The 24,956-nt window shown below is 72.2% G+C and carries 19 protein-coding genes and 1 riboswitch; of the genes, 7 read left to right on the top strand and 12 right to left on the bottom strand.

The genetic code is table 11. From position 1 onward, the window contains the following. Positions 1-38: 38 nt before the first annotated feature. The 6 genes from IE95_RS0114820 to IE95_RS0114795 form a co-directional block, all read right to left on the bottom strand. A complete protein-coding gene (locus IE95_RS0114820; RefSeq protein WP_030152397.1) occupies positions 39-758 on the bottom strand; it encodes an ABC transporter ATP-binding protein in 720 nt (239 codons plus the stop codon). Then, the gene (locus tag IE95_RS0114815; RefSeq protein ID WP_084690315.1) at positions 745-1,767 is read right to left on the bottom strand and encodes an ABC transporter ATP-binding protein; all 1,023 of its coding nucleotides are present in this window, start codon (positions 1,765-1,767) and stop codon (positions 745-747) included. Before IE95_RS0114815 ends, IE95_RS0114820 begins: the two co-directional genes overlap by 14 nt. After that, a complete protein-coding gene (locus tag IE95_RS0114810) occupies positions 1,764-3,182 on the bottom strand; it encodes a branched-chain amino acid ABC transporter permease (protein WP_084690314.1) in 1,419 nt (472 codons plus the stop codon). The genes IE95_RS0114815 and IE95_RS0114810 overlap by 4 nt, the downstream gene beginning before the upstream one ends. Further along, positions 3,179-4,213, bottom strand: coding sequence for a branched-chain amino acid ABC transporter permease (locus tag IE95_RS0114805; protein ID WP_129429620.1), 1,035 nt, complete (start codon positions 4,211-4,213; stop codon positions 3,179-3,181). The genes IE95_RS0114810 and IE95_RS0114805 overlap by 4 nt, the downstream gene beginning before the upstream one ends. 90 nt (positions 4,214-4,303) lie before the next feature. Further along, positions 4,304-5,395, bottom strand: coding sequence for a branched-chain amino acid ABC transporter substrate-binding protein (locus tag IE95_RS0114800; protein ID WP_240666405.1), 1,092 nt, complete (start codon positions 5,393-5,395; stop codon positions 4,304-4,306). A gap of 518 nt (positions 5,396-5,913) precedes the next feature. After that, positions 5,914-6,765 carry an aldo/keto reductase gene (locus IE95_RS0114795; protein WP_030152392.1) on the bottom strand — a complete coding sequence of 284 codons (852 nt, stop codon included), beginning with the start codon at positions 6,763-6,765 and terminating at the stop codon, positions 5,914-5,916. 142 nt (positions 6,766-6,907) lie between these two features. Here IE95_RS0114795 and IE95_RS19735 point away from each other — a divergent pair, with 142 nt between their 5' ends. The 4 genes from IE95_RS19735 to IE95_RS0114775 all read left to right on the top strand — a co-directional run bounded on the left by IE95_RS19735 (position 6,908) and on the right by IE95_RS0114775 (position 10,408). Next, on the top strand, positions 6,908-8,452 hold the full coding sequence (locus IE95_RS19735) for a polysaccharide deacetylase family protein (protein WP_129429621.1): 1,545 nt from the start codon (positions 6,908-6,910) through the stop codon (positions 8,450-8,452). A 182-nt stretch (positions 8,453-8,634) separates the two neighbouring features. Continuing rightward, on the top strand, positions 8,635-8,838 hold the full coding sequence (locus IE95_RS0114785) for a cold-shock protein (RefSeq protein ID WP_030152390.1): 204 nt from the start codon (positions 8,635-8,637) through the stop codon (positions 8,836-8,838). A 128-nt stretch (positions 8,839-8,966) separates the two neighbouring features. Then, a riboswitch (SAM riboswitch) is annotated at positions 8,967-9,078 on the top strand. Positions 9,079-9,184: 106 nt separating this feature from the next. Next, entirely contained in the window at positions 9,185-9,562 is a 378-nt protein-coding gene (locus tag IE95_RS0114780) for a hypothetical protein (RefSeq protein WP_030152389.1), read from the top strand. Positions 9,563-9,694: 132 nt separating this feature from the next. Then, the gene (locus tag IE95_RS0114775) at positions 9,695-10,408 is read left to right on the top strand and encodes a hypothetical protein (RefSeq protein WP_030152388.1); all 714 of its coding nucleotides are present in this window, start codon (positions 9,695-9,697) and stop codon (positions 10,406-10,408) included. A gap of 64 nt (positions 10,409-10,472) precedes the next feature. Here IE95_RS0114775 and IE95_RS0114770 read toward each other — a convergent pair whose 3' ends face one another. Beyond that, positions 10,473-14,408 (bottom strand): TM0106 family RecB-like putative nuclease, encoded by a 3,936-nt coding sequence (locus IE95_RS0114770; RefSeq protein WP_051703170.1) that lies wholly within the window; start codon positions 14,406-14,408, stop codon positions 10,473-10,475. A 251-nt stretch (positions 14,409-14,659) separates the two neighbouring features. Here IE95_RS0114770 and IE95_RS21130 point away from each other — a divergent pair, with 251 nt between their 5' ends. Further along, the gene (locus tag IE95_RS21130) at positions 14,660-15,697 is read left to right on the top strand and encodes an excalibur calcium-binding domain-containing protein (protein ID WP_030152386.1); all 1,038 of its coding nucleotides are present in this window, start codon (positions 14,660-14,662) and stop codon (positions 15,695-15,697) included. Between the two features lie 217 nt (positions 15,698-15,914). On the opposite strand, the gene IE95_RS0114760 is transcribed toward IE95_RS21130, so the two are convergent. The 4 genes from IE95_RS0114760 to IE95_RS0114745 all read right to left on the bottom strand — a co-directional run bounded on the left by IE95_RS0114760 (position 15,915) and on the right by IE95_RS0114745 (position 19,877). Next, entirely contained in the window at positions 15,915-16,679 is a 765-nt protein-coding gene (locus IE95_RS0114760; RefSeq protein WP_030152385.1) for an amino acid ABC transporter ATP-binding protein, read from the bottom strand. Between the two features lie 86 nt (positions 16,680-16,765). Beyond that, positions 16,766-17,809, bottom strand: coding sequence for an amino acid ABC transporter permease (locus IE95_RS0114755; protein WP_084690313.1), 1,044 nt, complete (start codon positions 17,807-17,809; stop codon positions 16,766-16,768). A gap of 29 nt (positions 17,810-17,838) precedes the next feature. After that, entirely contained in the window at positions 17,839-18,762 is a 924-nt protein-coding gene (locus IE95_RS0114750; protein ID WP_030152383.1) for an ABC transporter substrate-binding protein, read from the bottom strand. A gap of 185 nt (positions 18,763-18,947) precedes the next feature. Continuing rightward, positions 18,948-19,877: an ABC transporter substrate-binding protein gene (locus tag IE95_RS0114745; RefSeq protein WP_030152382.1), complete on the bottom strand. Its 930-nt coding sequence runs from the start codon at positions 19,875-19,877 to the stop codon at positions 18,948-18,950. A 268-nt stretch (positions 19,878-20,145) separates the two neighbouring features. On the opposite strand from IE95_RS0114745, the gene IE95_RS0114740 reads away from it, so the two are divergent. Together IE95_RS0114740 and IE95_RS0114735 are read left to right on the top strand one after the other, a co-directional pair. After that, complete coding sequence (locus IE95_RS0114740) at positions 20,146-22,137, top strand: ABC transporter ATP-binding protein (RefSeq protein WP_084690312.1); 1,992 nt, start codon at positions 20,146-20,148, stop codon at positions 22,135-22,137. Between the two features lie 5 nt (positions 22,138-22,142). Then, complete coding sequence (locus IE95_RS0114735) at positions 22,143-24,038, top strand: ABC transporter ATP-binding protein (RefSeq protein ID WP_051703169.1); 1,896 nt, start codon at positions 22,143-22,145, stop codon at positions 24,036-24,038. 68 nt (positions 24,039-24,106) lie between these two features. On the opposite strand, the gene IE95_RS0114730 is transcribed toward IE95_RS0114735, so the two are convergent. Continuing rightward, positions 24,107-24,793: an LmeA family phospholipid-binding protein gene (locus IE95_RS0114730; protein WP_030152379.1), complete on the bottom strand. Its 687-nt coding sequence runs from the start codon at positions 24,791-24,793 to the stop codon at positions 24,107-24,109. Positions 24,794-24,956: the final 163 nt, after the last annotated feature.

Here is a 24,956-nt window from a genome sequence, read left to right as displayed (position 1 = left end):
TATCCACAGGTCTGGGGACAGTCACCCGGGTGACGAGGTCACGCGACCCCGAGGTATGCCTCCTTGATGCTCGGGTCCGCGAGCAGCTCCCGACCGCCCCCGGAACGCACGACCTCCCCCGTCTCGAGCACGTACGCGCGGTGCGAGCGCGAGAGCGCCTGCCGCGCGTTCTGCTCCACGAGCAGGACCGTGGTGCCCTGCGCGTTGATCTCCGAGACGATCCGGAAGATCTGCTGGATGACCATGGGCGCCAGGCCCATCGACGGCTCGTCGAGCAGCATGAGCCGCGGCCTGGCCATGAGCGCGCGCCCGATCGCGAGCATCTGCTGCTCGCCCCCGGACATGGTCCCGCCCACCTGCGACGTACGGTCCTCGAGCCGCGGGAACAGCTCGAAGACCCGGGCCAGCGTCTCGTCGTGCACGGCCCTGTTCTCGAACGCGCGCCCGTAGGCCCCCATCTCGAGGTTCTCCAGGACCGTCATGCCGGGGAAGATCCCGCGCCCCTCGGGCGCCTGCACGATCCCCTCCAGGACCCGCAGGTGCGGCTTCATGCGCGTGATGTCCTTGCCGTCGAACACGATCTTCCCGCGCGACAGCGGCCGGATCCCCGAGACCGCGCGCATGGTCGTCGTCTTCCCGGCACCGTTGGCCCCGATGAGGGTCACGAGCTCGCCCTCCTCGACCGTGATCGACACGCCGCGCACGGCCTCGATCCGCCCGTACGCGACCGTCATGTCCGTGATCTCAAGCAGGGGCATCTGCGTCTCCCTCGGGCAGCTCTTCGTCGGGTACGCCCAGGTAGGCGGCGATGACCTCGGGGTCGGACGTGACGTCCTCGGGGGTGCCCTCGGCGATGACCTTGCCGAACTCGAGCACCACGATGCGGTCCGTCACGCCCCGCACGAGGCGCATGTCGTGCTCGATGAGCAGGACCGTGTACCCGTCGTCGCGGATGTGGCGGATGAGGTCCATGAGGGCCTCCTTCTCCGCCGGGTTGAAGCCGGCCGCGGGCTCGTCGAGGCACAGCAGCTTGGGCTCGGTCGCGAGCGCCCGCGCGATCTCCAGGCGCCGCTGCTCGCCGTAGGACAGGTTGCGCGCCTTCTCCGTGGCGCGCGCCCCGACCCCGACGAACTCGAGGATCGCCATGGACCGGTCGATCGCGTCGCGCTCCTCCTGCCGGTGCCTCCTGGTGCGCAGCAGCGCGCCCGGTACCGAGGTCCGGTGCCGTGCGTCGGTCCCGACGACGACGTTCTCCAGGGCAGTCATCTCGTTGAAGAGGCGGATGTTCTGGAAGGTCCGGGCGATGCCGAGGCGCGTGATCTGGTTGCGCTTGGCCTTGCCGAGGACCTGCCCGTCGAACCGCACGAGGCCCGTGGTGGGCCGGTAGACGCCCGTCATCGCGTTGAAGGCCGTGGTCTTCCCGGCCCCGTTGGGCCCGATCAGCCCCAGGATCTCCCCGCGACGGATGTCGAACGTGACCGAGTCCAGCGCGGTCAGGCCGCCGAACACGACCGACACGTCCTCCATGCGCAGCAGCGGCTCGCCCACCTCGGTGCGGACCGTGCGGTCGGCCGCGACGATCGCGTCGACCAGCGCGGAGTCCGCGAGCTCGGGCCGCACCTCGGTCACGTCGACCAGCGCGGGCTCGGCGAGACCGGCACCGGGCAGGTACTTCTCGGCCATGGGCTCGCCCGCGTCCGCGGACAACGACAGGTGCGCGTCGCCGACCTCGCCGCCGGCCCCCATGCCGCCAGGATCGTTGCTCATCGGTTCCCCCCGTCGGTGGTCTCGTCGTGCTCGCCCGCACCGCTCCCGGCGGGACCGTCGGTCCCGCTCCCCGTCGAGCCGGGCCCGGTCCCGCCCCCCGTGCCCGACGCCGGAGCGGACGTCGCGTACGCGGCCTGCGGGCCGCCGTCGGGCATCCTGGCGAGCGTGCGACGCGCCGCGACGTACAGCTCGCGCCCGTACGTGAGGAGCTTCTGCCGGACGGGTATGAGCCCCTGCGGCCGGAAGATCATGAGCACCATGAGCGCGACCCCGAAGAACAGGTACTTGTAGTTCGCGATCTCGTTGCCGTCGATCGGGATGCCGAACAGGGACGTGCGCCCCAGGAAGAAGTTCGGCAGGTACACGATGATGAACGCCCCCAGGATCACGCCCAGCTTGTTGCCCTGTCCGCCCAGGACGACCGCGCACAGGAACAGGACCGAGTTGATGATGTTGAAGTTCGTCGGGATGACGAACTGCACCTGGCCCGCGTAGACCGCGCCCGAGACGCCCCCGATCGTCGCCCCGATCACGAACGCCCACAGCTTGAACCGGAACGTCGGCACTCCCATGATCTCGGCGGCGTCCTCGTCCTCGCGGATCGCGACCCACGCCCTGCCCACGCGCGAGCGCTCGAGGTTCCCCACGAGCAGGAGCGAGATGATGATGAAGACGAGCGACAGCCAGAACCACCACACGCCCGAGTTGAGCGTCGTCCCGACGTTGCCCGCCGAGAACACGCCGTTGGGCAGCTCCTCGGTCACACCGAGCCGCGGGTAGGCGACGGACTTGAGCCCCTGGCCGCCGCCCGTGATCTCGTCGAGGTTGTCCGCGAGCAGGCGCACGATCTCACCGAAGCCGAGCGTCACGATCGCCAGGTAGTCGCCGCGCAGACGCAGCGTGGGCGACCCCAGGACCAGGCCCGACATGGCCGTGATCGCGACCGCGACCGGCAGGATCGCGAGCCACGCCCAGTCGTCCGACAGCCACCCCTCGGGCTGGGTCACGTTCCACGGGCTGTCGGGGCTCGTGAGGATCGCGAGCGTGTACGCACCGATCGCGTAGAAGCCCACGTAGCCGAGGTCGAGCAGGCCCGCCTGCCCCACGACGACGTTCAGGCCGATCGCGATGAGCGCGTACATCCCGAACTGCGCCATCACGGCCCCGAAGTTGGTGCCGACCGTGGTCAGCACCGGGATGTTCAGGATCGGCAGCAGGGCCACGAGCAGGATGAACGGGACACCGATCCCCCACTGCGCGGGCCGCGCGAGCGCGTCCCACCACAGCCGGAACCGGTCCCCCACCCCACCGTGAGGGCGCTGGGAGACGGGCGTCTGCCCCGCGGGCGGGAGCTCGGGGCGAGGGCGCGCGGGCTGGGTCGTGCCGTCGTTCCCCGCAGGAGTGCTGGTGCTCATGCTCGTGCCCTCCCCAAGGACTCGCCGAGGATGCCGGTCGGGCGGAACATCAGGACCACGATCAGCAGGACGAACGCGACCACGTCGCGCCACTCGGTGCCGAACACGACCTGACCGTAGTTCTCCATGACGCCCAGCAGCAGACCGCCGAGCAGCGCGCCTCGCAGGTTGCCGATGCCGCCGAGGACCGCCGCGGAGAACGCCTTGATCCCGAGGATGAAGCCGCCCGAGTAGATGATCCCGTTGGGGACGCGCAGCGTGTACAGCAGCGCCGCGGCCCCGGCGAGGATGCCGCCGATGAGGAAGGTCAGCATGATGATGCGCTCGCGCGAGACCCCCATGAGGGTCGCCGTCACGGGATCCTGCGCGACCGCCCGGATGCCGCGGCCGAACTTGGTCCGGTTGATGAACATGTCGGTCGCGAGCGCCAGGATCAGCGCCGAGAGCACGATGATGAGGGTCACGTTGGTGACGTTGGCGCCGAAGAGCGTGAACTGGACCTCGGGCTCGACCAGCCTGATCGGCTGCTCGGCGTTCACGCCGCCCAGCTCACCACCCGTCAGGGCCGGGAGCACGAAGTGCACGAACTCCTGGATGACGAACGACGCCCCGATCGCGGTGATGAGGAAGACGAGCGACGGGGCCCCGCGCTTGCGCAGCGGTCTGTAGGCCACACGTTCGAGCCCGACGGCGGCCCCTCCCGCGACCACCATGCCACCGATCATCGCGATCCCCAGGTACAGGACCGTGAGCAGGATGCCCTTGTCGAACGCGTCGCCGCTCGGGTAGAAGCCCAGGGCGAGGAGCGTGGCGTACTGCCCGAACATGCCGAGCATGAAGATCTCGGAGTGGGCGAAGTTGATGAGGCGCAGCACGCCGTAGACGAGCGTGTAGCCGACCGCGACGAGCGCGTAGACGGCGCCGTAGGTCAGGCCGTCGACGGTGAGGGCCCAGAAGTTGCGGCCCAGCGCCGCGAGGTCGAATCCGATGAGTGGGTCTGCGGCGAGGACGTCGTGGACGAGCATCGACATGCTGCTCCTTCGAGCCGGTGGGCGGGCGGTCGGCCGACCGCGGTGCGCCCGCCCCCCGAGGAGGCGGGCGCACCGCGGTCCGCTCGGCGGCTACTGGACCTCGTAGATCCAGATCAGCGCGGACGAGAGCTCGCCCGTGTCGTCCCACTGGTACGTGCGGGCCAGGCCCTCGCCGTCGTAGCCCGCCACGTAGTCGAGCATCCCGGCACGGTCCGTGACGCCCGACGCGATGCCCGTGAGCATGATCGTCGCCAGGTCGTAGCCCTCGACCGAGTACACGCCCGGAGCCTGACCGTTGAGCGCCTCGTACGTCGCCGCGAACTCGTCGGGCGCCGGACCGCACGGGCAGGACAGGATCGCACCCTCGGACGCAGCCCCCGCCTGCGTGACGAACTGCGGGTCGTTCGTACCGTCCGCGGACACGAACGGGATGTCGACGCCCGCGTCGCGCAGCTGCTGCGCGAACGGCGCGGCCTCGGCGTAGTAGCCGGCGTAGAAGACGGCATCGGCCTCGGAGCTCGAGATGAGCTGCACCGCGGCCGCGAAGTCCTTGTCGCCGACCTTGACCTCGGCCGAGCACGAGTCGTCCGCCGCGTCACCGAGGCCTGCCGTGATCTCGTTGGCGAGCCCGACGCCGTAGTCCGAGTTGTCCTGGACCACGCAGATCTTCTCGTACCCGAGCGTGTCCACCATGTACTTGGCGACGGCCGGACCCTGGACGGCGTCGTTCGCGAGACCGCGGAAGAACGTCTTCCAGCCGTTCGTGGTGAGGTCGGGGTTGGTGGCCGACGCCGACACCGACGGGAGGCCCGCCTGGCTGAAGACGTCGCCCGTCGCGGACGTCTCCCCGGAGAACGCCGGGCCGAGGAGCGCGACGATGCTCGCGTCACCGACGATCTGCGGTGCGACCTGCGTCGCCTTCTGCGGGTCGCCCTCGGTGTCGAACTCCTTGATCGTGACCTGGCAGCCCGCGTTCGCCGCGTTGAACGCGTCCACCGCGACCTTGGCACCGTAGAGGATGTTCTGCCCGAGCGCGGCGTTGGGGCCGGTCAGAGCACCGGCCATGGCGATCGAGGTGCCCTCGGCACACTCGGCCGCACCGTCACCGGCCGGGTCGACGGGGTCTCCCGAGGCCTCGACCGGGACCTCGGCACCGTCGATGTCGATCTGGACGGACGGCACGATCCTGAGATCGGCCGACCCTGACTCGCTCGACGACTCCGTCGATCCTCCGTCGTCCCCCTGAGACTGGGTACCGCATGCGGTGATGGCGAGGGCGGCTGCCAGCGCGAGAGCCAGACCACCCGTCGTTCGACGTGCTGTGCGTTGCATTCCGAACCTCCGTGCGCCAGATCGCACCCGGGCGCTCGGAGACCTCGCACCCGCGGTGGATCACCTGATATTCAGCACTGAATAACGTGCTGACGATGGCACAGGTCGGACCAGCGCGAAACCCCAGATGCACAATCGCAACCACGGGCTCATACGCGGCGAACCGGACGGGGCCCCTGTGGTCCTGGACCCCGGGTCCGGCGACCTGAGTTCCTGGAACGTACGCGGGCCGTGTTACGCGAGACTCCGTCCCTCGTGACGGGGCCGTCACGAGACCGTCTCGATCCGGTACGGGAGCGGCGGACGGGCCGCCGGGTCAGGCCCGGTGGTCAGGCCGGGTGGTCAGGCCGGGTGGTCAGGCCGGGTGGTCAGGCCGGGTACTGGGAGAACGCGGCCGTCGCGGGGTCGGAGCCGAGCCGCGCGTCGGAGTCGAGCGCGTCGATCGCCGCGACCTCGTCGGGCGAGAGCGCGAAGCCGAACAGGTCGATGTTGCTCGCGAGGCGTTCGGGGTCCACGGACTTGGGGATCACGATCCGGTCGCTCTGGACGTGCCAGCGAAGGATCGTCTGGGCGGGCGTGACGCCGTGGGCGTCGGCGACCGCGGCGACCGCAGGGTGGCCGAGGTCCGCTCCGCGGCCGAGCGGCGAGTACGCCTCGACCGCGATCCCGGCGGCCCGGGTCGCGGCCTGGGTCGCGCGCTGCTGGTAGGTCGGGTGGACCTCGATCTGGTTGACGGCCGGCACCACGTCGGTCTCGGCGAGCAGGCGCGCGAGGTGCTCGGGCAGGAAGTTGGAGACGCCGATCGCGCGGGCCGCGCCGTCGGCGTAGAGCTTCTCGAACGCCCGCCAGGTCTCGACGTAGAGGTCCTTGCTGGGGACGGGCCAGTGGACGAGGTACAGGTCGACGAACTCGACGTCGAGCTCCTCGCGCGAGTCCTCGAACGCCTGCAGCGCCGACTCGTACCCCTGGTCGCCGTTGCGGAGCTTGGTCGTCACGAAGATCTCGTCGCGGCGCAGGCCGCTCGCGCGCAGCGCGGCTCCCACTCCGGCCTCGTTGTAGTAGCCGGCCGCGGTGTCGATGTGCCGGTAGCCGGCCTCGAGCGCCTGCTCGACGTTCTGCTGGGTCGCGTCGTCGGGCACCTTGAAGACGCCGAGCCCGACCTGCGGGACGGTGACGCCGTTGTTGAGCACGACGTCGGGAACCTGCGTGGGAGAGACCATCACCCCTTTCTACCCCGGCGCCTGCGGTGCGCACCACCTGTCCCGGCGACGGACGGCCTCGTCGGCGAGGACGGCTGTGGCGCTGCTCTCATCGGCCGCGCCGGTCGCGACGCGCACCGGGTGCGGGTGGCACGGTGGTCCGGTGCCCCAGCCCCTTCCTCCGACCCGCGACCAGACGCCGGGCGGCTCCGCTCCGGCGCGCCCGCGGAACCGTGCCGTCTGGGTCCTCGCCGTGATCGTGCCGCTCCTGGTCGTCGCCGCGGGGGTCATGTTCTACCTGACGCGTGCGTCGGCGCAGCCGTCGGGGACGCCCTCCCCCACGAGCGCGCCGTCGCCCGCGCAGACCCTGGCGCCTGCCGAGCGGGTCGACCCGCCTGAGGTCCTGGACCCTGCGTCGGTCGAGAATCTCGCGGTGGACCAGGAGTCGACCGCGGACGCCGGTGACGCGCGTTCGATCTCGACGGTCTCGATCCCGGGCGAGCGCTCGCTCGCGCGTGCCTTCGGCCGGTTCGTCGACGCGACGGAGAGGGCGTACGACGCCGCGATCGACCCGGACGCGGTGGGCAACGAGCTCAACGTCGGGTGGGACCTGGTGCTCGCCCAGGGCGACGTGCTGGGTGTGCGCGCCACGACGTACGCCTTCACGGGCGGGGCGAACGGCGAGGTCGGCGCCCAGACGTTCTACACCGACCTCGCCCGTGCGACCACGACGTGGTCGTCGGACCTCTTCACGGCCGACGGCCGCACGCAGGCCGCGCAGTGGGTCGACGCGGCGCTCGGCTCGGCCGGTCTGGGGTTCGACGAGCCGGTGCCGTCGTCGCAGGACACGTTCCGGGACGTGCGTCTCGGGCCCGACGGCGCCGCGACCCTGGTCTTCTCGCCCGGCCTGGTCTCGGCACGCTCGGACGGCGAGCTGGCCGTGCGCGTCGAGCCGGACGCGACGCGGACCGTCCTGTCCGCCGTCGGGAAGCAGGTCGCGGACGCCGCGGCGAGCGGCACCCCGTTCGTGGGGATCGCTCCGCCGCCCGTCGAGCCGCCGCCCGTGACCCCGCCGGCCGTGCCCGACCCGTCCGGCGCCCCCGACTGCTCGGTGCTGCGGTGCGTGGCCCTGACCTTCGACGACGGCCCGGGCAAGCACACGTCGCGACTGCTCGACACGCTCGCCGAGAAGCAGGTCGGCGCGACGTTCTTCCTCGTCGGCCGTTCCGTCGAGTCCCACCCGGACCTGGTCCGTCGCCTGGTCGCCGAGGGGCACGCGGTGGGGAACCACACCTGGTCCCACCCGGACCTCTCGAAGCTCGGCACGGACCAGATCACCGACGAGCTCGGCTCGACGGCCGACGCGATCGAGGCGGCGTCGGGCGTCCGGCCGACGCTCGTGCGTCCTCCGTACGGCGCGACCAGCGACACTGTGACGAGCGTCCTCTCCCAGCGGAACGAGCCGTCGATCCTGTGGAACGTCGACACCGAGGACTGGAAGGACAAGGACACGGCCACCACGACCGAGCGGGCCCTCGCAGGCGCCCGACCTGGGGCGATCCTCCTGATGCACGACATCCACGGCTCGACCGTGGACGCCGTCCCGGGCATCGTGGACGGGCTGCGGGCCGCCGGGTACACGCTGGTGACGGTGCCCGATTTGCTCGGCCCTGACCTGGTTGGCGGGCAGACGTACTTCAATCGTTAGCATCAGGGCTAGCACAGTCGGAGTAACCCCTGTACCGTAGCCGGTGAGATTGCAGTGCCTCGCTTGTCCTTGCGCAACGGCCCCATGCCACCGCGAACCTTGTTACCCAAGAGTTGACGACGAACACCGTGATGTTCGGCTCCAGATCATGGAGCTGTTTGAAACTCTAGAAGGAGATCCCCATGGCATTGGGAACCGTGAAGTGGTTCAACGGCGAAAAGGGCTACGGCTTCATCGCACCTGAGGACGGCAGCGCCGACGTGTTCGCGCACTACTCCGCCATCCAGACGCAGGGCTTCCGCTCGCTCGAGGAGAACCAGCGCGTCGAGTTCGACGTGACGCAGGGCCCCAAGGGCCCGCAGGCGGAGAACATCCGCCCGCTCTGATCTCACTCGCCTCCGGGCGTAGCTGATCATTGAACGAGTGCCCCCGACCGTCTCGGTCGGGGGCACTCGTGCGTCCACGACCACGAGCCCCTGTGCCCGGTCGGTGACGCCGTGGTAGAACTGAGAACGGTCCAGAGGACCAGCGATCCGCCCTCCGGCGTGCTGGTCCGGCAACCGCGCGACGCGCACGGTGCTCCCGGAGGAAGACCCGCCCCCACGACCGTGGGGGAAGAGCGAGGCCCGACGTCGTAGGGCGCCTCCTCGCGCCCCTCACCCGGGGACCCTCCCGGGTGAGCGTGCGCACGGGGGCGAGCTCCGCCGTCGGGCACGGAGAGAAGGAGCCCCCATGGCCGCCGAGCGCGTCATGGAACACCTGGCGACGGTCGTCGCCTGCCCCCCTCCCGCCGCGTGCGACCGGTACGGCACCGGGCACCTCCTGCACCCCGTCCACGAGCGCATGCTCCGCAACCGGCCCTGGGGCTGGCGCGAGGGCGTCGTGCTCGCGGTGCGGGCGCGCGACGGCGGCGTCGAGGTCGTCGTCGAGTACGCGACGGGCGAGGGAGCGTGCCGGGTGTGGCACCACACGGCGCTCGCCCTCGGCACCGGGACCCCGGTGCGGGTGCACGAGCAGTACCACGCGCTCGAGGTCGAGGGCCAAGGGTTCAACGTGCGGCTGCTCGGCGGGGTCGGCCCGGCGCCGGAACCGGTGCGCGCTCAGCGCTGAGTGCATGGTTCTGCGGCGACTCGCCGGGCGTGTCGCTGCCGAACCATGCACTCGACGGAACGGAGGGGCGGCTCACCGCGTTGAACCGGTGAGGGCGCCCGCCCTCGACGGTTCGACCAGAAGGACACGCTCATGGGATTCCTCGACCGCCTCCTCGGCCGCACCCCGCAGGACGAGGGGACGCCGCGCCGCCACGCGACCTACGCCGGCCACGAGTCCCCCGTGTACGGCACCCCGCCCCCCGCCCCCACGGGTCCGGGACGCAGCGAGGACGACGTCGCGATCGACCGCTACCGCTACCTGCTGCGCACGGCTCCGCCCGAGGCCGTCGAGCAGGCGCACGCCGAGGCGTTCGAGCGGCTCACGCCCGAGCAGCGGCGCCGCGTGCTGACCGACCTCGGCGAGAACCTGCCGCCCGCCGAGCGAGCGACCGCCGACGACCCGCGGTCGCTCGCCCGCATGGCGACCCGCGCCGAGATGCGCAACCCCGGCACGCTCGAGCGGTCGTTCGGCGGCAGGCAGGGGGTCGGCGGCCCTGGCGGCCCTGGCGGCCCTGGCATGGGCTCGATGATCGGCTCGAGCATGCTCGGCACCATCGCGGGCGTCGTGATCGGCTCCGCGGTCGCCAACATGATGTTCGGTCCGATGTTCGGCGACCCGACCGCGGACCTCGCGGGCGACGGCGGGACGGGCGGCGAGGGGGACCCCGGTGCGACCGAGGCCGGCGGCGAGACCGACCCGGGAGCGGGCGACGCGGGCGGCGGCGACTTCACCGAAGCCGGCGGCGACTTCGGCGGCTTCGGTGACTTCGGTGGCGGGGACTTCGGCGGCTTCGGGGACTTCTGAGTCCAACGCCTGAGTGCGGAGTACTTGTCGCCGAGAGCCCCGAACGACGACAAGTACTCCGCACTCAGCGGAGGGGCTCCACGCCCGACCGGCACAGCCCGATGAACGCCCCCAGCTCGGCGAGCTCCTCGGGATGGTTCGGGAGGTAGTCCGTGAGCCGGGGCGAACGGACCACGACGGCGCACCACTGGCCGCGCGAGACCGCGACGTTGACCCGGTTGCGCGAGAGCAGGAACTCCATGCCGCGCGGCACGTCCTCGCGGGCCGAGGCCGTCATCGAGACGATCGCGACGGGCGCCTCCTTGCCCTGGAACTTGTCGACCGTGCCCACCCGCACGTCCCCCAGGCCCGCGGCCTGGAGCGCGTGGCGCACGGTCCACACCTGCGCGTTGTAGGGGGCCACGACGACGAAGTCGTCCTGGTCCAGTGGACGCGCCCCGGCCGCGGGCCCTCCCGGGTACCACGTCGTCCCGAGCAGGGCCTTGACCTGCCGCACGATCTCCTGGGCCTCCTCGACCGAGGACACCGCGTTGCCCGCGTGCTCGACCAGGGCGACGTGCACTCCGGGCTCGACGCCCACGAGGAGCCGCTCGCCTGCGGCGGCCTCGGCGTGCAGCAGGCCCTCGTACGCGAGCTCGGACACGGCGTCGCACAGCGCGGGGTGCATGCGCCACGAGCGGGCCAGGAAGTAGCCGAACTCGGGCGGCAGCACGTCGTGGCCGCCGCCCGCTCGGGTCAGCCACCCGAGCGCCGACTGGTCGACGGGCTCGGGGTGCTGCCCCTGCGAGACCTGCGGGAGCTGTTGCGGGTCGCCGAGCAGCAGGAGACGTTGCGCGGCCCGGGAGACCGCGACGGTGTTGGCGAGCGAGAACTGCCCGGCCTCGTCGATCACGAGCAGGTCGAGCTCGCCGTCGCCGAACCGTTCGGCGTGCGCGAAGTCCCACGCGGTCCCCCCGACGACGCAGGGCCCCTCGGCGACGAAGGCCGCGGTCTGCGGGGAGTCGACGAGGCGCCAGGGAACGAGCCGCGAGCCGTCGGGCAGGGCGGCGGCCGCGACGTCGTCGGGCAGGCCCGTACCCTCGTCGCGACCGACGGCCGACACGTCGCGGCCCTTGGGACCCGAGGCCTTCTTGCCCACGCGGTCCGCGGGCACGCCCCCCTTGCTGATGACCCCGGCGAGGACGTTCTCGACGACGTCGTGCGACTGCGCGACGACGCCCACGCGCCACCCCTCGGCGACGAGGCGACCGACGACCTTCGACGCGAGGTGCGTCTTGCCCGTGCCGGGCGGCCCCTGGACACCCAGGTAGGAGCCGTCGAGGTCCCTGACCGCATCGGTCACGGCGTCGATGTACCGCTCGGGGCCGTCGCCCAGGACGGGCAGCGGGGCACCCGACACCGTGCGCGGCGGACGACGACGGAGCAGGTCGAGCGCGGGGTGGTCCGGGAGCACCAGGGGCGCCTGCGGGCCGCCGGGGTTCTGCGCCTGCACCGCCATGGCCAGCGCCCGGATCGACGCCTCCTGCTGCGGCGTCGGCAGCACCTGCCCGACCGCGAGCGCCATGGGCAGCGCGTCGTGCGGTGAGACCCCCTTGGGCACGGGCAGGCGCACGTCGAGGACGTCGACCTCGCGCCCGTTCCCGAGACGGCCCCGCTCGACACCGTGGACGCGCACGCTCCCCGTCGACCAGCGCACCGCGCCGCGGGCAGGCTCGATCCCGTCGGGTGCCGGTCCGTCGAAGAGCGCCGTGGCGCCGTCGTACCCGGCCTTGAGCTCCGAGCCGTCCGGCAGCTCGCCGTACAGGCGCAGGCGCCGCGACGGGTTGCTGCGCGGCGTGGCCCTCGCCCAGTCCTCGATCACCTCGGCGCGCTCCACCAGGAAGTACGCGCGCGGCGTCTGCCACTGGTCGACCGGCTCCTTGAGACGCGCGAAGAACTCCTGCCAGAACGGCTTGGCCTCGCGCCAGTAGTACCCGACGCCCGCGCCCAGGAGCGCGACGGCCTCCTCGTCGTCGCTCCGTCCGTCCCCCGAGCGACCGTCCACGCCGCCCGCGAGCGCCCTGACGTCGAGCTCGACCTGCTCGGCCTCGGCACGCTTGGCGCGCCGCGCGACCTCCGCGTCGGAGAGCTCGAGCGCGGGCGGCAGGTCGTCCTCCCAGCCGTTGCCGAGGGGTGTCGCGAGCAGGCCCGGGGCGGAGGTCGCGGGAGCGGCACGCCCCGCGAGCCCCAGGAGGAACTCGTGCAGGCGCAGGGTCGAGAGGCAGTCGTACTCGTTGTAGTCGGCGATGCCGTGCAGCAGGCGCTCGGCCTCCTCGGCTCGGCCTGCGTCGCGCGCCGCGCAGTACGTCGCGTACGCGACGACGGACGCCGCCGCGTCCGTGACGTCCCCGCCACGGAGCTGGTCGCCCATGTAGAGGGGTTCGAGCTTCTTGATCGAGTACGACGGCGCCGAGACCTTGAGCGAGTGGCGCACGGTCGCGTAGAGGTCCACGAGGACGCCTTGGCGCAGGAGGTCGTCGACCTCCTGCTCGTACACGCCGTGCCGGGCCGCGATCGAGAGCAGGTGCGTCTTCTCGTACGACGCGTAGTGGTAGACGTGCAGCCCCGGGTACTGGGCGCGGCGCTTGGCGAGGTAGTCGACGAAGTCGACGAGCGCCTGCTTCTCCTGGTCGAGGTCGTGCGCCCAGAACGCGGTGAAGGGCGGCTTCTCGCCGGGGCTGCCCGGTCGTTCGACGAGCCCGAACAGGTAGTCGATGTTCCATGTGATGTCGCGCGTGGCGGGGTCCGTGACGGACCACAGGGGGTCGCCCTCGAAGTCGAAGAACACGTCGCCCGGGTCCGGTCGCGGCAGGTCGCGCAGCGGGGCGGGGTCGACGACGACGTAGGACAGCGTGTGCTGCTCGGGCTCGGCCGTGCCCTCGGGACCGGCAGCGTCTCCGTCACCCCTGCCCGCCTCGCCTCCGACCGCGGGCGTGCTCCACGTGACCGACCCGCTGGGGCCGGGCCCGACGTCGGGCACCCCTCCCCCGCCCGTCGGCACGTCGACGAGCCCGGCCTGGAGCCTGGCCTGGACGCGCAGCGTCTCGAACGTGCGCGCCGCGAGCCCCTGGGGTGCCGACGTGGCGGTCGCGAGCTGGGTCATGGTCGTGATGCCGGCCGCGCGGAGCCGCACGCGCTGGGTGCTGCGCAGACCCGCGACGCGCAGCACGTCGTCGTGCTCGGTGACCTGCTGCGCGCAGTACGCGCACGTGCCGCACTGTCGCAGGCCGGGCGCGTCCCAGGCCACGGGCTCGCCGCTCGCCCGGTGCGCGTCCAGGAGCCGCAACAGCTCGGTGCGCCGCTCGCGGAAGACGGGCAGGACGTCCGCGAGCCGGTGGTCGGTCACGGCCCTCGTCCCGAGGATGAGGTGCAGCACCGGTGACGTCTCGACCCCGGCCGCGAGGAGCTGGTCGGCGTACGCGGCGAGCTGGAGCAGCGCGGGCACCTTCGCGCGGCGCGCGAGCTTGGCGTCGTACACGGCGTACTCCGGCCCGCCGGTGCCCGGCACTCCCAGGGTGCCCGACGCCGTCGGGCCGGCCGCGCGGGGCCAGGCGTGGGCCGCCCGGCTGTCGGTGCGGATCAGGAAGTCCGCGCGCCCGTGGAAGCGTCCGTCGAAGAACGAGCCCTGGTAGACCACGTCGACGCCGTCGTGCAGAGCGTCGAGCGTCGCGGCGTGCGCGGCCTCCAGGTCCGCGCGCCGCACCGTGCGCGGCACCGGGACCTCACGGATCGCGTCGGCCCCCACGAGGTCGACGAAGCCCGCGAGCACCTGCTGCTCGTGCACGTCCCCGAGGGTCGCGGTGCGTTCGAGCATGTCGTCGACCTCGACCGCGGCGTGCGCGGCACGCCCCACCTTCTCGTCGAGCGTGCGCAGCAAGCGGTACTCGCACTCGCTCGCCGCGACGAGGTCGCTCGCCGAGAACACGAGCAGAGGCTCGGTGGACGGGTCCTGCTGGTCCATCAGGAACACGGCGACTCCTCGTACCTCCTGCGGCGATCACCGTCGGACGACGCCGACCGCGGCCGATCGAGAGCCGTGACGCTCGTCCGACCCGGTTCCTTTCTACCGGGCGCCGCCCACACGTGGACCGGGGCCGCGCCCGGGCGGCGCGGAGGCCCACGGCGACGGGACGGCTCAACGCGCCGGAATTGGCACATCCGGGCGGTTCTGCAGCATAGTGAGCGCGCAGGAACCGTCGAAGGAGAGCTCCCATGGCCGTACAGTTCAATCCGCCGCCCGGCTGGTTGGTACCTCCCGGCTTCTCCCCGTCGTCGGACTGGCACCCGGACCCGGCCTGGCCGGCCGCACCCGCGGGCTGGGTCTTCTGGGTCGAGGCGGCACCGACGCCCCCGCCCGCACCCGCCCCCTCACCGCCCACCGCAGGGGCCGAAGCGTGGTCGCGGCAGACGCCGGGCGGCGGCATCCCTCTCCACTTCCCGACCGCGATCGTCCCGGTGACGTCGGGGCACGGGGCCGCGCCCCCCTCGGAACCGTCACCGGCGGGCCCACCGTCCGGGCCGACGCGCCGCTCGCTGCGCGACGTGGGCAGCGACGGCGGCGCACCGGCCGAGTCGCCGTCGTCGACCATGGTCCTGCCGGTCGTCAGCGGTGCCCCCGGGGCGGCTGGGGGCACCGGCACCGCCGGGCACGCGACCGGTCCCGCCGTCCCGCTCCCCGCGCCCTCGGCCGGCCCTGCCGCGTCGGCGCACGGCCCGCTCGCGATCTTCTCGGCGGACGACGAGCCCCGGGAGGAGCGCTCGTACCTGCGCTGGCTCCTGCCGCTGGGCATCGGTGTCGGTGGTGTCGCCGTCGGGCTCATCCTGGGGCTTGGCGTGACGCTCAAGGCGCAGTCGGAGGCCGGCGACGCCACCGCAGCCGCAGCGCAGACGACCGAGCAGATGGCGGCCGAACGGGCCAAGCTCGACGCCGAGCGCGCCGACCTCGACACCCAGCTCGCAGGCATCGCGGCCTCGACCGAGGCGGTCGCCGCCCGGGAGACCGCGGTCTCCGCGCGCGAGACCGAGCTCGACGAGCGGCAGATCGCCCTCGACGAGCGCGAGGCGGCGATCGCGGAGAAGGAGTCCGAGGCGGGGAACGACGGCGGCGGCTGGCAGGACGGCAAGGTCAACGGCATCTACCTGACGTGCGAGGCCGCGAAGCGCGACGGCAAGGCCCCGCTCAAGCAGGGCGACGCCGGCTTCAACCCGGCGCTCGACTGGGACGGCAACGGCGTCGCCTGCGAACGCTGACGCCGACGGTGACGCCCCGACCCGCCGAGGGTGACGTCCCGCCCCGCCGAGGGTGACGTCCCGCCCCGCCGAGGGTGACGTCCGGACCCGCCGACGGTGTCGCCCCACACCCCCGAAGGTGCCGCGCACCCCGAGAAACGAGCCGCGGCCCCTGGATCCGGAGATCCAGGGGCCGCAGTCGTCTCAGAACGAGCGGCACGCGCACGCGCCGTCGCGCCTACAGCACGTGCGCCAGGAACTCCCGGGTCCGCTCCTCGCGCGGGTTCGTGAGCACCTCGCGGGGGTCGCCCTGCTCGACGATCACGCCGTCGTCCATGAACACGACGTGGTCGCCGACCTCGCGCGCGAAGCCGATCTCGTGGGTCACGACGATCATCGTCATGCCGCTCTCGGCGAGGTCGCGCATGACTGCGAGGACCTCGCCCACGAGCTCGGGGTCGAGCGCCGACGTGGGCTCGTCGAACAGCATGAGCTCGGGGTCCATCGCGAGCGCCCGCGCGATCGCGACGCGCTGCTGCTGGCCGCCCGAGAGCTGGGCCGGGTAGTGGTCCATGCGGTCCGCGAGGCCGACCCGTTCGAGCAGCTCCACGGCTCGTGCCCGGGCCTGCGCCCGCGACAGCCCCCGGACCTGGACCGGCGCCTCCATGACGTTCTGCAGCGCCGTCATGTGCGGGAACAGGTTGAAGCGCTGGAACACCATGCCGATGCGCGACCGCTGCTCCGCGACGACCTTGGGGTGCAGCCGGTGCAGCCGCTTCTTGCCGTTCTTCTCGATCTCGCGATAGCCGATGAGGTCGCCGTCGACGTAGATGCGCCCCGCCGTGAGGTCCTCGAGCTCGTTGACGCAGCGCAGCAGCGTCGACTTGCCCGAGCCCGACGGGCCCAGCACGACGCACACCGAGCCGCGCGGCACCTCGAGGTCGACGCCCTTGAGGACGTGCACGTCCCCGAAGGCCTTGTGCACCCCGGCGATCTCCACCATGGGCGCGACGGACGCGTCGGCGAGCGGCGCCGTCGGGCCTGCCGCCCCGGCTGCAGCGCCGGACGGGCGGTCGAGTGCGTCCGCGGTCACGGGGTCACCTCCAGGAAGGGGTCGGCGTTCGCGGTCGTGCCCGACGCCGCTATCGCCTCCTGCTTGCTCGGCTTCTTCGGGCCCTTGCCCGGCTTGCGACGACGCGACGAGCCCGTCGACGTGCCGAAACCGCGCCCGTAGTACTGCTCGATGAAGTGCTGGCCGACCATGAGGATGCTCGTGATCAGCAGGTACCAGATCGCCGCGACCATGAGCAGCGGGATCGGGAGGAAGATGCGGTTTGCGATCGCGTTGGACGCGAACGTCAGGTCCAGGCTGAACGGCACCGCGAGGACCAGCGACGTGGTCTTGAGCATGGAGATCGTCTCGTTGCCCGTCGGCGGCACGATCACGCGCATGGCCTGCGGCAGGATGATGCGCCGCAGGATCTTGCCGTCCTTCATGCCCAGGGCCTTGGCGGCCTCGGCCTGGCCCGGGTCCACCGAGCCGAGGCCCGCGCGGACGATCTCCGCGAGGTACGCGGCCTCGTTGAGCGCCAGGCCCAGGATCGCGGCGCGCGCGGCCGTGAAGAGGTCCGCGGTGTCGAACACGAACCACTCGGGACCGAACGGGATCCCCAGGCTGAGCTTGGGGTACAGGACCGAGATGAGGCCCCAGAACACGAGCTGCGTGTAGATCGGGGTGCCGCGGAAGAACCAGATGTAGAACCAGCTCGTCGCGCGCATGACCGGGTTGTCCGAGCGTCGCATGATCGCCAGGATCACCGCGAGCACGACCGCGATCGCCATCGAGGAGAACGTCAGGATGAGCGTCCACCCGACGCCGCGCATGATCTGCACGTCCCGCAGGTAGAGCCAGACGACGTCCCACCGGAACTTCTCGTTCGTGACCAGGCCGTGCACGGCCATGGCCGCGAGGACCAGGAGGACCACGGCCGCCGCCCATCGCCCCGGCCGCGGCACCGGGACCGCGTGGATGCGGTCCGGTATCCGGTCTGCGGGCTTGGTCGCCGAGCGGTGGCTCGCAGAGCCACCGCTCGGGGAACCGTCGGGAGTCGGGGTGCTGGGCGGCGGGGCCATGGCTACCTCTGTTCTGTCAGGGGATCAGCTCAGGAGACCACGGGGTTGAGCTCGGCCGTGGTCACCGCACCGGAGGTGTTGCCCCAGGCGTCGAGGATGGTCGTGTAGTCGCTGTCGTCGATGAGCTTCTGCACCGCGGCCTGGACGGCCTGCGCGAGCGCGGTGTCGTCCTTGGCGATCGCGATGCCGTGCAGCGAGTCGGCGAAGATGTCGCCGAGCTGCTCGATCTGGCCGCCGGTCTGCGTCACGGCGTACGCGACGACCTGCGAGTCCGCGTACATGACGTCGGCCTTGCCGCCGACCAGGTTCGTCGTGACGTCGGCCTGGCCCGCGTAGCGCAGCGGCGTGATGTCCGCCTTGCCCGCGGCCTCGCAGTCCGCCATCAGCCCGTCGAGCGCGTCGTCCTGGACCGTGCCGGTCTGGACGGCGACGCTCAGGCCGCACACGTCGGACGGGTCGACGTCCTTCGGGTTGCCCTTGGCCACGGCGAACGCCTCGCCCGCGCGGAAGTAGCTGACCATGTTGACCTCGGCCATGCGCTCCGGGGTGATCGTGAAGCCCGAGACGCCGATGTCGTACTTGCTGCCGATCGCCGGGATGATCGACGCGAAGTCGGCGTTGGCGACCTCGACGTCGAGGCCCAGGACCGCCCCGATCGCCGTGGCGAGGTCGACGTCGTACCCGACGATGGTCTTGCCGTCGTCGCCGATGAACTCGGCCGGGGCGTACGTCGCGTTGGTGCCGACCGTCAGGGTGCCGGCCTCGGCCACGTCGGCCGGGAGCATCGCGGCGATCGTCTCGTCCTTGGCGATGGTCGACGGGTCGAACGCCTCGGCGGACGAGCCGCCCTCGGTGGGCGAGGCACCGGAGCCCGAGGAGGCGTCGGTGCACGCCGTGAGCGCGAGGGTCGCGGCGACGGCGGTGAGGGCGGTGAGGACGGGCAGCCTGCGCATGGGGGGTCTCTCGTTTCGTGGTGGTGATCTCCGGCGCCGGCCTCAGGGGGGTGGGTCGTGCACCGCGCAACGCGGGCAGCACGGAGCGGCGCCGCACCGTTGCCCTCCCAGTTTCCCGCGCGGGCGGCCGGACTGGCAAAACGGCGGCCCCCGCCGTCCGCCGCGGGCCGCCGTCCTGCCCCGTGTCAGGATGCCGGCGGGTTGACCACGGCCTCGTCGAGAGCGCCCTCCTCGTTGCCCCACGAGGCCAGGATGTCGGTGAACGTGCCGTCCTCCATGAGGACCGTGAGGGCCGCCTGGATCGCGGCCGCGAGCTCGGTGTCGGCCTTGGCGGTCACGATGCCCTGGGGCGCCGAGTCGAAGACCTCGCCGATCTGCTCGATCTGGCCCTTCGTCTGCTCGATCGCGTACGACACGATGGGCGAGTCCGCGTACATGATGTCGGCCTTGCCGCCGACGAGGTTGGTCGTCGCGTCGGCCTGGTTGTCGTAGCGCAGGATCTGGAGCGGCGCCTCGCCGTCCTCCTCGCAGGTCGTGCTGATCTCGGCTGCGCCCTCGTCCTCGACCGTGCCCGTCTGGACCGCGACGGTCAGCCCGCAGATGTTCGTCGGGTCGACGTCCTTCGGGTTGCCCTTCTGCACCGAGAACGCCTCGCCCGCGTTGAAGTAGCTGATCATGTTGGCCTCGGCCATGCGCTCGGCCGTGATCGTGAACGACGAGATCCCGACGTCGTACTTGGTCCCCAGCGCCGGGATGATGCCGGGGAAGTCCGCCGACTCGACGACGACCTCGAGCCCCAGGACCGCGCCCACGGCCGAGATGATGTCGATGTCGTACCCGACCGGCGTCGAGCCGTCGGCCGCGATGAACTCCGCCGGCGCGTACTCGGTGTTCGACGCGACGACGAGCCTGCCCGCGCTCGCGATCTCGGCCGGCAGCAACGCCGCCGCGGCGTCGTCCTTCTGCACCGACGTGAGATCGAAGGGGGTCACCGCAGCCGTCGCGCCCGATCCTGCGGCAGGCGAGGAGTCGGCAGGCTGCGAGGCGTCCGTGCAGGCCGTGAGGGCCAGGGCCGCCGCGGCCGTGACCGCGACGAGGAGTGGCATCTTGCGCATGAGAGCTCCGATCGGGTGGGTACGTCGAGGCGCGCCACTCTAGGGGTGATACGTCTCGCTCGCGTCACGGAGGGGTTTCGGTTCGGCACCTCGCCCGCCCAGGCCCCTCAGCAGACCGCGCTCCGAAAAGGAAGCGCCCCTCACCAACCACCTGCGCTACTGTCGGCGCGCACCCGACAGACGGCCGCCACCGGCGGTGGCCGTCCGCGCCCCGCGCAGCCCGCGCCCCTTCCTTCGCATCGACACGTCCCACCGACCGGAGGCACCGATGACCGACGACCCGCCCGCGCACGATCCCGACGCCGCAGCGCCCCTCCCCCGCACGAGCTCGCTGAAGGCCGTGCTCGCCGCCCGTGCCTCGCGCTGGATCGACCTCGCGCAGCTCCTGCCGCAGGCCGGCAGGCCGCTCGTCGCCGCGGCCGCGCTGCTCAACGTCCTCCTGGGGCTGCTGCCGCTCGCGTTCATCGTCCTCATCGGCTACGTCCTGTACCTCGTCCCGCAGGTCGCGGCCTCCGCCGGCTCGGCCTCCGCAGGAGCGTCTCCCGGATGGTCCGACCTGCTCACGACGCTCGCCCTCGCGGTCGGCGTGTTCGTGGTCCAGCAGGTCCTCGCGCCCTTCCAGGCGGGCGTCACCGAGGTCATCGCGCGCCGCGTCGACGAGCACTGCATCGACCGGCTCATGAGCGCCGCGCTGCACGACGCACCGCTGGACGCGCTCGAGAGCCCCGAGGCCCTCGACCTGCTGGCCGAGGCGCGTGCCGCGTTCGCGCGTCAGGCCCGCCCGCCGGGCGACGCGGCCGCCGCGCTGCTCTCCCTCCTGTCGCGCTACGTCCAGCTGCTCGGCGCGATCGTGCTGGTGGGCGTCGTCATCTCTCCCCTCGCAGGGGTCGTGATCCTGGCGACCGGGCTCTCGATGCGGTTCGGGGTGCGCGGGACCCTCGGGAAGTTCGCCGACATGTGGGACGCGCTGTCGGGATCGCGCCGCAGGGTCTTCTACCTGCGGGACCTCGCCACGAGCGCCCGGGCGGCCAAGGAGATCCGCCTGCTGGGACTGCTCCCGTGGGTGCGGGCCCGCCTGCGTGCGGACACCATGGCCGCCTACGAGCCCGCCTGGGCGGGGAGCCGCAAGCTCCAGTTCTGGCCGATCATCGGGCTCTCGTGCGTGGGCCTCGTGGGTGGTGCCGTGGTCCTCGCGCTCCTGGCCGACGCCGCCGCGGCCGGCCGGCTGAACCTGTTCCAGCTCGGGGTCGCGATCCAGGCCGTGCTGATCCCCATGCGGTTCGGCGTGTACTTCCCCGAGGCCGACGTGCAGACCCAGTTCGGCCTGCACTCGTTCCACGCACTGCGGACGTTCGAGCAGCAGATCGCGTCGGCACGCCCGGTGCGCCCGGCGGCCCCCGTCGCCGTGCGGCGCCCCGAGCAGGGCATCCGCTTCGAAGGCGTGCGCTTCCGCTACGCCGACGACGCCCCGTGGGTGCTCGACGGTCTCGACCTCGAGCTCGGTGCCGGGCGCTCCACCGCGATCGTGGGGCTCAACGGCGCAGGCAAGACCACGCTCGTCAAGCTCCTCGCCGGGCTCTACGCACCGGTCGAGGGCCGGATCCTGGTCGACGGCGTCGACCTGCGCGACCTCGACACGCAGGACTGGCAGCGGCAGCTCGCGCTGATCTTCCAGGACTACGTGCGCTACGAGCTCACGGCCGCGGAGAACATCGGCCTGGGTGCGCCTGCGCTGCTCGACGACCGTGACGCCATCACGGCCGCGGCCCGCCGGGCCGGGGCGCTCGACGCCCTGAGCGGCCTGCCGGAGGGGCTCAACACCACGCTGTCGCGCCGCTACCCCGGCGGGCGCGACCTGTCGGGCGGGCAGTGGCAGCGGGTCGCGCTCGCCCGGGCGCTCCTCGCGATCCAGGGCGGCTCGTCCGTCCTGGTCCTCGACGAGCCGACGGCGCAGCTCGACGTGCGTGCCGAGGCGGAGTTCTTCGACCGCTTCCTCGCGACCGCGGAGGACATCACGAGCGTCGTCATCTCGCACCGCTTCTCGACGGTCCGCCACGCGGACCGGATCGCGGTCATCGAGCACGGCCGCGTCGTCGAGTGCGGCGACCACGTCGAGCTCGTCGCCCTCGGAGGCCGGTACGCCGACCTGTTCGAGCTCCAGGCGCAACGGTTCCGCGACACGGCGTCCGTGGGCGCGACCACGTCGGCCGAGACCGACGACCCCAGCCGCTCCACCGCAGAGAAGGAGACCGCATCGTGAGGACCATGCTCGGAGCCGCACGCTTCTTCCTCGTCCTGGGCTACCGCACGGACAGGCGCCGCCTGCTCACGGCGGCGATCCTCATGACGATCGGCTACCTCGCCGGGCCGCTCGTGGGCGTCGCGCTCGGCGCGCTGACCAACGCCGCGCTCGACCAGCGGACGAGCCTCGCGGTCAGCCTGGGCGTGTGCGTCGCGGTCCTGCTGATCTTCGAGCTCATGATGGGCCACTTCGCGCACCTGTACTACTTCGAGCTCGCGGACCTGCAGCAGCTCGAGCTGACCGACGAGGTCACGAGGCTCGCGCACGGCAACCCGCAGATCGACCAGTTCGACCGGCCGCGGTTCGCCGAGCTCCTGACCCTGGTCACCGAGGGGCTGCAGCGGGTGCGGTCCGCGCTCGAGGCGACGCTCCAGCTCAGCGGGCTCCTGCTCCAGGTCACGATCACGACCGTCATCCTGGCGATGGTCGAGCCGTGGCTGCTGCTGCTGCCGCTCGCCGCGCTGCCGCCCGTCCTCCTCAACAACACGGCGCAGAAGGTGCTCGACTCCGCACGCGACGCGTCCGCGCACGAGATCCAGCTCTCGACGCACCTCGTCTCGCTCGCGACCACGGGCAGCTCCGCCAAGGAGGTGCGCCTGTTCGGCGCGCAGGCCCCGATCGTCGCGCGCCAGCGTGCGGCGTGGTCGGCGACGACGGCCCGCGTGTGGTCGGCGCACCGTCGCAGCGCCCTGCTGCGCGCGGCCGGGCAGGCGTGGTTCGCGTGCGCGTACGGCGTCGCGGTGTTCCTCGTCGTGCGCCAGGCCGTCACGGGGTCCGCGAACGTGGGTCAGGTCGTCCTGGTCATCACGCTCGCGGTCCAGGTGAGCGTCCAGGTCTCGGGCGCGCTCGCACTGCTCGGTACCTTGCAGGGGGTCGGGCGCACGGTGACGCACGTCGAGGAGCTGCGTGCGGCGGTCGCGCGACCTGCCTCGGCGGCGGGACCTGGACAGCCCGTGCCCGACGGCGCCGCGCACCAGGGTGCGTCCGGCGCCCTGGTCGGCGAGGACCCGGTGACCGCGTCGTCGGGCACCGTGACCGTGCCCGTGGGTGAACCCGCGGGCTCGGGCGGTGTCCCGGCGAGGCTCACGCGCGGCATCCGGTTCGAGGACGTGACGTTCACGTACCCCGACACGGACCGCGTCATCCTCGACGGCGTGAGCCTCGACGTGCCCGCGGGGTCGACCCTCGCGGTCGTGGGCGACAACGGCGCGGGCAAGAGCACGCTCGTCAAGCTGCTGTGCGGGCTCTACCGGCCGACGTCGGGGCGGATCCTCGTCGACGGCGTCGACCTGCGCGACCTCGACGACGCCGAGTGGCAGGCGCGCACCGCGACCCTGTTCCAGGACTTCGCACGGTTCGAGCTCACGATCCGCGAGAACGTGGGCGTGGGGCGGCTCGCGTCGCTCGACGTCGACGAGGACCTGTGGGCCGCGCTCGACCGGGCGCGCGGTCGCAGCATCGTCGAGAAGCAGCCGGGCGGTCTCGACCAGCTCCTGGGGCACGGGTACGGGAACGGTGTCGAGCTGTCGGGCGGCCAGTGGCAGACCCTCGGGCTCGGGCGCACGCTCCTGCGCCGCGAGCCGCTGCTGCTCGTCCTCGACGAGCCCGCCGCAGCGCTCGACGCCGCGGCCGAGCACGCGCTGTTCGAGCGGTTCGTCGCGACGGCCGACGAGGCCGGGCGGGCCGGGGGCGCGATCACGTGCTTCGTGTCGCACCGGTTCTCGACCGTGCGGGACGCGGACCAGATCGTGGTGCTCGACGCCGGGAAGGTCCGCGAGCACGGCGACCACGCGGCCCTCATGGCGCGCGGCGACCTGTACGCGGAGCTGTTCGGCCTCCAGGCGGGCGCGTACGCGTAGGGGGTCGCACCCGAGGTGGGTCGGGCGGGTCGGTAGAGCCGCCCGGCCCGCCTCGGTCCGGCGCCCGCTCACGACACCGCGAGGTCCGCGAGCGCGACGTCCTTCCCGGACAGCTCGACCCGGATCGCCCCGTCGGTCACCCCGACCGACGTCAGGCTCACCCCGGGCGGGAGGTCGAGCGGGACCGTCAGGTTCGTCACGAGCATCGCGATGGGCGCCGGGAGGTCCGAGATCGTGATGGTCGCGGGGCCCAGGGTGAGCGCGGAGACGTCGACCGCGATCGCGCTCCCGTCGACGCGCGGCGCGAGCCTCGCGGAAAGCGGCACCCCCAGGACGTCCATGCTCGCGACGAGCAGGTCCCCCGCGGTGCTGAACGTGACCTGGTCGCCGGCCGCCTCGCTCACGACCGCGTCGAGCGACGAGGGCGCGAGAAGGCCCGTCGCGGTTCCCGACCGCACGACGTAGGGGTCGCTCGTGGAGACGCCGTGGGCGTCGAGATGCAGGTCGGTCACGGTGTACCCGCCGAACGTCGCCGTCGCGGCGGACCCCGTGACGTGGTCCAGCTCGCCACCTGAGACCTGGGTCAGGAACGGGAAGCCCCGGATGTCGAGGTTCGCGTCGGTCAGCTCGACGTCCCCCTGCTCCATGGACCGCACCGCGGTCGCCTCGGCGATGCGCACCGTGACCCGGTCGACCACCACGAGCAAGAGCACCAGGGCGACGAGCCCACCGACCACCCACCACCATCGCTTCATCCGCCCACACTAGGTGCCGAATCTGGACGATGCCTGGCCGTTGCACATCTGTGACCTGCGGGGTTGGTCGTCCCGATCATGGCTCGCCGAGCATGCGGTCGGCGTCTGCCGAGCATGCGGTCGGCGTCCGGATTCCCCCGGATTCCGACACCCACCGCATGTT

The organism is Oerskovia turbata (assembly GCF_000718325.1).
GTDB classification, from domain to species: domain Bacteria; phylum Actinomycetota; class Actinomycetes; order Actinomycetales; family Cellulomonadaceae; genus Oerskovia; species Oerskovia turbata.
The sequence above is the reverse complement of the archived record's forward strand: the minus strand, read 5'-3'. Positions and strand labels throughout refer to the sequence as shown.

Excerpts from the sequence above, each read along its gene's own strand:
- IE95_RS0114820 (WP_030152397.1), bottom strand. The coding sequence starts at position 758 with ATGCCCCTGCTTGAGATCACGGACATGACGGTCGCGTACGGGCGGATC.
- IE95_RS0114815 (WP_084690315.1), bottom strand. The coding sequence starts at position 1,767 with ATGAGCAACGATCCTGGCGGCATGGGGGCCGGCGGCGAGGTCGGCGAC.
- IE95_RS0114810 (WP_084690314.1), bottom strand. The coding sequence starts at position 3,182 with ATGAGCACCAGCACTCCTGCGGGGAACGACGGCACGACCCAGCCCGCG.
- IE95_RS0114805 (WP_129429620.1), bottom strand. The coding sequence starts at position 4,213 with ATGTCGATGCTCGTCCACGACGTCCTCGCCGCAGACCCACTCATCGGA.
- IE95_RS0114795 (WP_030152392.1), bottom strand. The coding sequence starts at position 6,765 with ATGGTCTCTCCCACGCAGGTTCCCGACGTCGTGCTCAACAACGGCGTC.
- IE95_RS0114785 (WP_030152390.1), top strand. The coding sequence starts at position 8,635 with ATGGCATTGGGAACCGTGAAGTGGTTCAACGGCGAAAAGGGCTACGGC.
- IE95_RS0114780 (WP_030152389.1), top strand. The coding sequence starts at position 9,185 with ATGGCCGCCGAGCGCGTCATGGAACACCTGGCGACGGTCGTCGCCTGC.
- IE95_RS0114775 (WP_030152388.1), top strand. The coding sequence starts at position 9,695 with ATGGGATTCCTCGACCGCCTCCTCGGCCGCACCCCGCAGGACGAGGGG.
- IE95_RS0114770 (WP_051703170.1), bottom strand. The coding sequence starts at position 14,408 with ATGGACCAGCAGGACCCGTCCACCGAGCCTCTGCTCGTGTTCTCGGCG.
- IE95_RS21130 (WP_030152386.1), top strand. The coding sequence starts at position 14,660 with ATGGCCGTACAGTTCAATCCGCCGCCCGGCTGGTTGGTACCTCCCGGC.
- IE95_RS0114760 (WP_030152385.1), bottom strand. The coding sequence starts at position 16,679 with ATGGTGGAGATCGCCGGGGTGCACAAGGCCTTCGGGGACGTGCACGTC.
- IE95_RS0114755 (WP_084690313.1), bottom strand. The coding sequence starts at position 17,809 with ATGGCCCCGCCGCCCAGCACCCCGACTCCCGACGGTTCCCCGAGCGGT.
- IE95_RS0114750 (WP_030152383.1), bottom strand. The coding sequence starts at position 18,762 with ATGCGCAGGCTGCCCGTCCTCACCGCCCTCACCGCCGTCGCCGCGACC.
- IE95_RS0114745 (WP_030152382.1), bottom strand. The coding sequence starts at position 19,877 with ATGCGCAAGATGCCACTCCTCGTCGCGGTCACGGCCGCGGCGGCCCTG.
- IE95_RS0114740 (WP_084690312.1), top strand. The coding sequence starts at position 20,146 with ATGACCGACGACCCGCCCGCGCACGATCCCGACGCCGCAGCGCCCCTC.
- IE95_RS0114735 (WP_051703169.1), top strand. The coding sequence starts at position 22,143 with ATGCTCGGAGCCGCACGCTTCTTCCTCGTCCTGGGCTACCGCACGGAC.
- IE95_RS0114730 (WP_030152379.1), bottom strand. The coding sequence starts at position 24,793 with ATGAAGCGATGGTGGTGGGTGGTCGGTGGGCTCGTCGCCCTGGTGCTC.